General features: G+C 72.8%; 8 protein-coding genes. 6 read left to right on the plus strand and 2 right to left on the minus strand.

Annotation, left to right across the window (positions count from 1 at the left end; all coding sequences use genetic code 11):
- Positions 1-5: 5 nt before the first annotated feature.
- Complete coding sequence (locus F8A92_RS09430) at positions 6-1,220, minus strand: DUF349 domain-containing protein (RefSeq protein ID WP_153504909.1); 1,215 nt, start codon at positions 1,218-1,220, stop codon at positions 6-8.
- A 112-nt stretch (positions 1,221-1,332) separates the two neighbouring features.
- Between F8A92_RS09430 and F8A92_RS19005 the strand changes: the two genes are divergently transcribed.
- The 6 genes from F8A92_RS19005 to F8A92_RS09455 all read left to right on the plus strand — a co-directional run bounded on the left by F8A92_RS19005 (position 1,333) and on the right by F8A92_RS09455 (position 6,600).
- Positions 1,333-2,031 carry a class III extradiol ring-cleavage dioxygenase family protein gene (locus tag F8A92_RS19005; RefSeq protein ID WP_228389325.1) on the plus strand — a complete coding sequence of 233 codons (699 nt, stop codon included), beginning with the start codon at positions 1,333-1,335 and terminating at the stop codon, positions 2,029-2,031.
- Complete coding sequence (miaA, locus tag F8A92_RS19010) at positions 2,028-2,939, plus strand: tRNA (adenosine(37)-N6)-dimethylallyltransferase MiaA (RefSeq protein WP_228389326.1); 912 nt, start codon at positions 2,028-2,030, stop codon at positions 2,937-2,939. The genes F8A92_RS19005 and miaA overlap by 4 nt, the downstream gene beginning before the upstream one ends.
- Positions 2,936-3,766, plus strand: a complete 831-nt coding sequence (dapF, locus tag F8A92_RS09440) for a diaminopimelate epimerase (RefSeq protein WP_228389327.1) — start codon at positions 2,936-2,938, stop codon at positions 3,764-3,766. Before miaA ends, dapF begins: the two co-directional genes overlap by 4 nt.
- Complete coding sequence (locus F8A92_RS09445; RefSeq protein ID WP_228389328.1) at positions 3,763-4,368, plus strand: hypothetical protein; 606 nt, start codon at positions 3,763-3,765, stop codon at positions 4,366-4,368. The genes dapF and F8A92_RS09445 overlap by 4 nt, the downstream gene beginning before the upstream one ends.
- Positions 4,369-4,449: 81 nt before the next feature.
- Positions 4,450-5,841 (plus strand): GTPase HflX, encoded by a 1,392-nt coding sequence (hflX, locus tag F8A92_RS09450; RefSeq protein ID WP_228389329.1) that lies wholly within the window; start codon positions 4,450-4,452, stop codon positions 5,839-5,841.
- 9 nt (positions 5,842-5,850) lie between these two features.
- Entirely contained in the window at positions 5,851-6,600 is a 750-nt protein-coding gene (locus tag F8A92_RS09455; protein WP_153504912.1) for a phosphatase PAP2 family protein, read from the plus strand.
- Here F8A92_RS09455 and lexA read toward each other — a convergent pair.
- The gene (lexA, locus tag F8A92_RS09460; RefSeq protein ID WP_153504913.1) at positions 6,597-7,262 is read right to left on the minus strand and encodes a transcriptional repressor LexA; all 666 of its coding nucleotides are present in this window, start codon (positions 7,260-7,262) and stop codon (positions 6,597-6,599) included. The two genes, F8A92_RS09455 and lexA, sit on opposite strands and share 4 nt — an antisense overlap.
- Positions 7,263-7,658: the final 396 nt, after the last annotated feature.

Below are 7,658 nucleotides of genomic sequence, written 5' to 3' on the forward strand. Positions count from 1 at the left end.
CTCGGCTAGAGCGACACCGACTTCTCGGCCTCGGCCAGCCACTGCTGCTTGGCCGCGAGGTTGTCCTTCGCCTCGGCGATCTTCTTCTCGTCGCCGGCGCTCATCGCCTTGTCGAGCTGCTTCTGCGCCTTCTCCACGCCCTCGCGCATCGACAGCAGCAACGGGTTGGACTGGGCGGCCGACTTCCGCCACTCGGCCTCCTCGGCCTCGCGGACCCGCCGTTCGACCGAGCGCATCCGGTCCTCCAGCGGCCGCATGGCGTCGCGCGGCACGTGCCCGATCTGCTCCCAGCGCTCCTGCAGGTCGCGCAGCGCGGCCTTCGCCGCGTCCAGGTTCGCCGCCGGGTCGATCTTCGGCCCGTACTCGGCGAGCAGCGCCTCCTTGGCGCGCTGGTTGTCGACGTACGACGCGTCCCGGGAGTCGAGCTCGGCCGAGCGGGCCGCGAAGAACCGGTCCTGCGCCTCGCGGAAGGCCGTCCACAGCTTGTCCTCGGAGTCGCGGGTCGCCCGGCCGGCCGCCTTCCACTCGCTCATCAGCGACTTCATCCGCGACGCCGTCGGGCCCCAGTCGGTCGAGTCGGCGAGCGCCTGCGCCTCGGCGACGATCCGCTCCTTGACGCCCTTGGCGGCCTCGCGCTGCTTGTCCAGCGCCGCGAAATGCGCGCCGCGGGCCTTGCCGAAGGCGTCGCGGGCCTCCTTGAACCGCTTCCACAGCGCGTCGTCGGTCTTGCGGTCGACGCCCTTGATCGCCTTCCAGTCGTCGATGATCGAGCGCAGCCGGTCACCGGAGGTCTTCCACTGCGTGGACGTCGCGAGCTGCTCGGCCTCGGCGACCAGCGCCTCCTTCGCGGCCACCGCATCGGCGCGGGCGTGCGCCTTCGCCGCCTGCGCCTGCTCCTTCTTGATCGCGGTCTGCGCGATGACTCCGTCGAGGCGGTCGCCCAGCGACGCGAGATCGCCGATCGCGTGGGCCTCGGGGAGCGACTCCTTCAGGGACGCCGCCGAGCGGGCCATCGCGGCGGGATCCGAGGACGGGGACTTCAGGCGGTTCTCCAGGAGGCTGACCTCGGTCTCGAGGTCCTCGAAGCGTCGGACGAAATGCGCCAGGCCCTCCTCGGGCGTCCCGGCCTGCCACGAGCCGATCGACCGGTCGCCGTCAGCGGAGCGCACATAGACCGCACCGTCGTCGTCGACGCGGCCCCACTCGTTGCTCGCTGCCATAGCTGGGAACCTCCGTGGTCGAGAACACCTGCATCAGTGATTGTGGCATTCTCACAGATTCCGCGCCGTCCGCGGCGGCGCGGGGTGCGATTGCACCGGATAACCTCGTCGGGTGCCAACCAGCCAAGCCAGCAGGGCCGTGATCTGCCCGAACCCGCCCGCGTTGCTGCCCGGTGCGACGGGGCGCACGGCGGTTGCCGAGATCGAGCGACTTCGTGCGGCGGCTCAGGCCGCGGTCGGCTGGCTGCGCGAGGGTGGCGCGCCGGTGCTGGTGCTCGGCGGCGCCCCGCCGGCCGCCGTCCAGCGGGGACAGCTCCTCAGCGCACGGGCCTTCGGTCTGCGGTACGAGGTTGCCTGGGGCGACGGCGACGGCGACGGCGCCGGCCCCGGCGACGCGGTCGCGCTCACGGCAGCCGCGCCGCTGGTGGCGGCGTACCTGCTGGACGGCCACGACGCGCGCTACCTCGGCGTGCGCGACCCGCGGGAGGCGCGCGCGGCGCTGGCCGGCAGCGACGTGCGGTCCGTGCTCGTGATGGGCGGCGGGTCGGCCCGGCGGCGCGACGGCGCACCGGGCTACCTGGACGAGCGGGCGGTGCCCTTCGACGACGAGCTGGCGCGCCGGATCGGCGGCCCCGACCTCGACGATCTGGCCGACCCGGATCTCGCGCTCGCTGCGCGGCTGCTGGCCGATCTGCCCGCCCCGCTGGCTGTCGCGGCCGGGCTGTGCCGGGCACCGATGCAGGCGCGCCTCGAGTCGTACGACGCGCCGTACGGCGTGGCCCAGTACGTCGCCCGGTGGTGGCGCCCGTGAGCCGGACGATCGTCGTGCTGGGGCCCACAGCGTCCGGCAAGACGAGCCTCGCGCTGGACATCGCCGAGCGCCTCGGCGGCCCGGACGCCGCCGAGATCGTCAACGCGGACTCCATGCAGGTCTACCGCGGCATGGACATCGGCACCGCGAAGGTCCCGCCGGCCGATCGCCGGGGGATCGCGCACCACCTGTTCGACGTGTGGCCGGTCGAGCACGCCGTCACCGTCGCCGAGTATCGCGAGCTCGCGCGGGCCACGGTGGCCGAGATCCAGGCGCGCGGCAAGCATGCGCTGCTGGTCGGCGGCTCCGGGCTGTACATCACGGCGACCATCGACGATCTGCGGTTCCCGGGCACCGACCCGCTCGTCCGCGCGCGCCTCGAGAGCGAGCTGGCGGCCGAGGGCGCGATCGCGCTGCATCGCCGGTTGCGCGCCGTCGACCCGGTGGCCGCGGAGCGGATCCTGCCGACGAACGGGCGGCGGATCGTGCGCGCGCTGGAGGTCGTCGAGATCACCGGCGCGCCGTTCACCGCGTCCCTCCCGACGGCGGCCGCGCCCGTGCTCGAGGCCGTGCAGCTCGGGCTCGACCGGCCGGCGGACGAGCTCGCGCGCCGCATCGAGACCCGGGTCGACCTGATGTGGCGGGACGGGCTCGTCGACGAGGTACGGGGGCTGCGGCCGGGCATCGAGCAGGGGCGGACGGCGTCGCGGGCGCTCGGCTACGCGCAGGTGCTGCGCTTCCTGCGCGGCGAGGTCTCCGAGCAGCAGGCCCGCGACGACACCGTGACGGCAACCCGCCGCTTCGCCCGCCGGCAGCGGTCCTGGTTCGCCCGCGACCGCAGGATCCACTGGCTGGACGCCGCCTCCGGCGGCCTGCTGGATGCCGCCCTGCGTACCATCGACGGGTGAGCAGCGTGAGGTTCGCGAAGGGGCACGGCACCGAGAACGACTTCGTGGTGCTGCCCGACGTCGACGGCCGGCTCACCCTGACCGCCCCCCAGGTGCGGAGGCTCACCGACCGCCGCCGCGGCGTCGGCGGCGACGGGGTCCTGCGGGTGGTGCGGTCGGCGAACGCCCCCGAGGCCGACAGCACGGCACCGTGGTTCATGGACTACCGCAACGCCGACGGCTCGATCGCCGAGATGTGCGGCAACGGCGTGCGGGTGTTCGCGCGCTACCTGCGCGAGTCCGGTCTCGACGACGGCGCCGAGGTAGTGATCTCCACGCGCGCCGGGACGAAGACAGCGCGCTTCGAGGACGACGGCACGATCACCGTCGACATGGGACCGCCGCGGATCCTCGGCGCCGGCTCGACGGTGCTCGGGCGCCGTCGGCTCGACGGGCTCGGGATCTCGATGGGCAACCCGCACCTGGCGATCGACCTCGCGCCGTTCGGGCTCCACCTGGACGAGCTCGACCTCACGGAGGAGCCCCAGTACGACCACGGCCTCTTCCCCGAGGGCGTCAACCAGGAGCTGTACGTCGACGCGGAGCCGGTCGCCGGCGCCGACGCGCACGTGCGCATGCGCGTCCACGAGCGCGGCGTGGGGGAGACGCCCTCGTGCGGCACCGGGATCTGCGCGGTCGCCGTGGCCGCGCTGGCGCGCGACGGTCGCGACTCCGGGCGGGTCGTCGTCGACGTCCCCGGGGGGCGGCTGGAGACCGACGTACGGCCCGACCGGGTGCTGCTCCGCGGGCCGGCCGTCATCGTGGCGCAAGGAGAGGTGGAGCTGTGAACCGACCGATCGCCGGGCTGATGATGCGCCAGAAGATCACCATGATGGTCAACCGGTACCGCATCACGCCGTTGTTCCCGGACGGCAGCGAGGGACCGCTGATCGCCTTCGCGCAGCAGAAGCGCCTGAAGCTGCGCGAGGAGGTCGCCTTCTTCACCGACGAGTCGAAGACGCGCATCGCGTTCTCCTTCAAGTCGCGCAACATCATCGACATGGCCGCCACCACCGACGTGCTGGACGCGGAGGGCCGCCCGATCGGCGTCTTCCGCAAGGACGCGGCGCGGTCGCTGCTGAACTCCACCTGGTACCTCGAGGGCCCCGGCGTCCAGGCCACCGGGCGGGAGCGCAGCCAGAAGGTCGCGGTGGTGCGCCGCTTCGGCGGGATGCTGCCGATCGTCGGCGACCTCCTCGACCTGGTGCCGTGGCAGTTCCACTTCGACTTCGTCAACCCCGCCGGCGAGACGGTCTTCGTCAGCGAGCGCCAGCGCAAGGTGCGCGACGAGTACCGGCTGCTGCTGCCGGTGTTCGGCCAGGGCCGTCAGCTGGACTGGCGGCTCGGCGCGGCGATGGGCGTCGCGCTCGACGCCTTCCAGGGCCGCTGAGCACATCGGCCGTCGGCGCGGACCGGCGGCGTGAATAGTCGGATGCGCCCGCGCCGGGACCGTGGGAGAATGGGCCGCAATATGACAACCGACATCCCCCACGCCGACACCGGCGGCCTCGACCTCGAGGACCGTCAGTCACTGCGCCGCGTCGCCGGCCTGTCGACCGAGCTCGAGGACATCACCGAGGTCGAGTATCGACAGCTGCGCCTCGAGAAGGTCGTCCTCGTGGGCGTGCAGCTCGGCGAGCTGCGCGACGCCGAGAACTCGCTGCTCGAGCTCGCCGCCCTGGCCGAGACGGCCGGTTCCCAGGTGATGGACGGCGTCCTGCAACGCCGCACCAAGCCCGACCCGGCCACGTTCATCGGCTCCGGCAAGGCCAAGGAGCTGGCCGCGATCGTGGCGGCCACCGGTGCCGACACCGTCATCGCCGACAGCGAGCTCGCGCCGTCCCAGCGCCGCGCGCTCGAGGACGTCGTGAAGGTCAAGGTCATCGACCGCACCGCGCTGATCCTGGACATCTTCGCCCAGCACGCCAAGAGCCGCGAGGGCAAGGCGCAGGTCGAGCTCGCGCAGCTGCAGTACCTGCTGCCGCGGCTGCGTGGCTGGGGCGAGTCGATGTCCCGGCAGGCCGGTGGCCGGGTGGCCGGCGGCGAGGGCATCGGCTCGCGCGGACCCGGTGAGACGAAGATCGAGCTGGACCGGCGGCGGATCAACTCGCGGATCGCCAGGCTGCGCCGCGACATCGCGGCCATGAAGACCGGCCGCGACACCAAGCGCTCGTCGCGGCGACGCTCCGAGGTCGCCAGCGTGGTCATCGCGGGCTACACCAACGCCGGCAAGTCCACGCTCATCAACCGGCTGACCGGGGCGGGCGTGCTCGTCGAGAACGCGCTGTTCGCGACGCTCGACCCGACCGTCCGCCGCGCGGAGACCGCCGACGGCCGCCCGTACACCATCAGCGACACGGTCGGGTTCGTGCGGTCGTTGCCGCACCAGCTCGTCGAGGCGTTCCGCTCCACGCTGGAGGAGGTCGAGGACGCCGATCTCGTGCTGCACGTCGTCGACGGATCGCACCCCGATCCGGAGGGCCAGATCAGCGCCGTCCGCGAGGTGTTCGCCGACATCGGCGCGACGGAGGTTCCCGAGCTCATCGTGATCAACAAGAGCGACGCGGCCGAGCCGGAGACGATCGAGCGCCTGCAGCGCGCGCTGCCCCGCTCCGTGGTCGTCTCGGCGCGCACCGGCGCGGGGTTCGACGCGCTGCGGGCGGCGATCGACACCGCGCTGCCGCGCCCCGCCGTCACCATCGACGTCGTGATCCCGTACGACCGCGGCGACCTGGTCGCCGTCCTGCACGAGCGGGCGGACGTCGAGTCGATCGAGTACACGCCGGAGGGCACCGCCGTGGTCGGCAAGGCCTACCCGTCCGTCGCGTCGCAGGTCGGACCGTACGCGCGGGTCGCCCCGTAGTCTGAGGCGGTGAGCTCCACCGCCCCCCTCGACGTCCCGCCGTACGGCGATCTCGACGGTCGGTGGCCGACCCCGCACGCGGCCTTCCGGCCGCGCCGGTGGCAGCTCGTCACCGCGGCGGTGATCTTCGCCGGGCTGCTGCTGGACGTCGCCATGGACGGGTCGCTGCGCGCCCTCGACCACCACGTCTCCGCCGCACTCCTCGACGTCGGCGTGCGCGAGCACCCGGCGTGGAGCGGCGTCGGCTTCGTGCTGAGCCAGGCGGGCGGACGCGGAACCAACCTGGCCTGGATCTGCGTGCTCTGCGCGGTGATCCTGCTGCAGCGCCGCACTCTGGCGCCGCTGGCCAAGGCGCTGAGCGCGAGCGCCATCATGGTGGTCGCGGTGTACCCGTTCAAGGAGTTCCTGTCCCGCAGCTACCCGGCCGATCCGCGCGGGGACTACCTGCACGCTCCCGGAGCGCTGGGCGGCGCCTTCCCGTCCGGGCACCAGGCGAACGCGACCTTGCTGGCGAGCATCGGCGCCTGGATCGCGATGGAGTACGTGCGCAGCGCGTGGGTACGCCGCGTGGTCGGCGCCTACGCGATCGCCGCCCCGGTGGTGTCGGCGATCGCCGTGCTGCTCATGGGCTACCACTGGCTCACGGACGTCGTGGCCGGCACCTGCGCCGGCATCCTGCTGCTGGCCCTGGTGCGCTGGCTGTGGTCGACCCCGTGGGGGCTGCGGGCCGAGCGGGCGCTCGGCTTCCGGACCGGCTAGACCCTGCGCAGCACGGACACGACGCGGCCGAGGACGGTCGCCTCGTCTCCGTTGATCGGCTCGTAGGCGGGGTTGTGCGGCAGCAGCCAGATGTGCCCGTCCCGCTTGCGGTACGTCTTGACGGTCGCCTCGCCGTCGATCATCGCCGCGACGATGTCGCCCTGCTCGGCCACCGGCTGCTGGCGGACCACCACCCAGTCACCGTCGCAGATCGCGGCCTCGACCATCGAGTCGCCGACCACCCTCAACAGGAACAGCGTGCCCTCGCCGACGAGCTCGCGGGGGAGCGGGAACACCTCCTCGATCGCCTCCTCGGCCAGGATCGGACCACCGGCGGCGATGCGGCCGACGACCGGCACGAACGTCGGGGTGGGCGCGTTCTCCGGCCGCTCGCTGTGGTCGCTGCGCACGTCGACGGCGCGCGGACGGTTGGGGTCGCGGCGGAGGAAGCCCTTGGCCTGCAACTGGCGCAGCTGGTGCGCCACCGACGACGGGGAGGCCAGCCCGACGGCCTCGCCGATCTCGCGCACGCTCGGCGGGTAGCCCTGCCGCTCGATCGCCGACCGGATGACCTCCATGATCTTGCGCTGCCGCACGGTCAGGCCGGACTCGTCCGCTCGCTCTGGGAACTCCCGTACGTCGGTACCCTTGCCTGCTGCCATGCTCGTCCTCCATCGTCCGCGCCCGGTGCGCCGGTGGCGCTGTCGTCCGTTGCCGTCATTGTGCCGGGCGCCAGGTCACATTTCAAACATCTGTTCGAGCGACACGCCGAAAACTGTTGACAGTGGGGCGCGCCGCGGCGCGTAATGGAACGGACGTTCGATCGAACACTCGTTCGGCCCGCAGCGCGGACTTCCCCGGGCGTCCCGATCAGCACAGCGCACGCCGAGCGTGGAAAAGCTGTCTGAGGCAAGGAGTAGATCTTCAGCCATGGCACACACCCCCCGCAGCACCCTGCACCGTCGGCCGGCCGCGTCGCCGCTGGCCGTCTCGTCCTTCCCTCGCGTCGGCGGCACGCGTCGCTCCGCTCCGCCGGCCGGCCCGCACCGCGCCGCGGC

The sequence above is a fragment of the Cumulibacter manganitolerans genome (genome assembly GCF_009602465.1).
Taxonomy (GTDB): domain Bacteria; phylum Actinomycetota; class Actinomycetes; order Mycobacteriales; family Antricoccaceae; genus Cumulibacter; species Cumulibacter manganitolerans.

Excerpts from the sequence above, each read along its gene's own strand:
- lexA (WP_153504913.1), bottom strand. The coding sequence starts at position 7,262 with ATGGCAGCAGGCAAGGGTACCGACGTACGGGAGTTCCCAGAGCGAGCG.
- F8A92_RS09430 (WP_153504909.1), bottom strand. The coding sequence starts at position 1,220 with ATGGCAGCGAGCAACGAGTGGGGCCGCGTCGACGACGACGGTGCGGTC.
- hflX (WP_228389329.1), top strand. The coding sequence starts at position 4,450 with ATGACAACCGACATCCCCCACGCCGACACCGGCGGCCTCGACCTCGAG.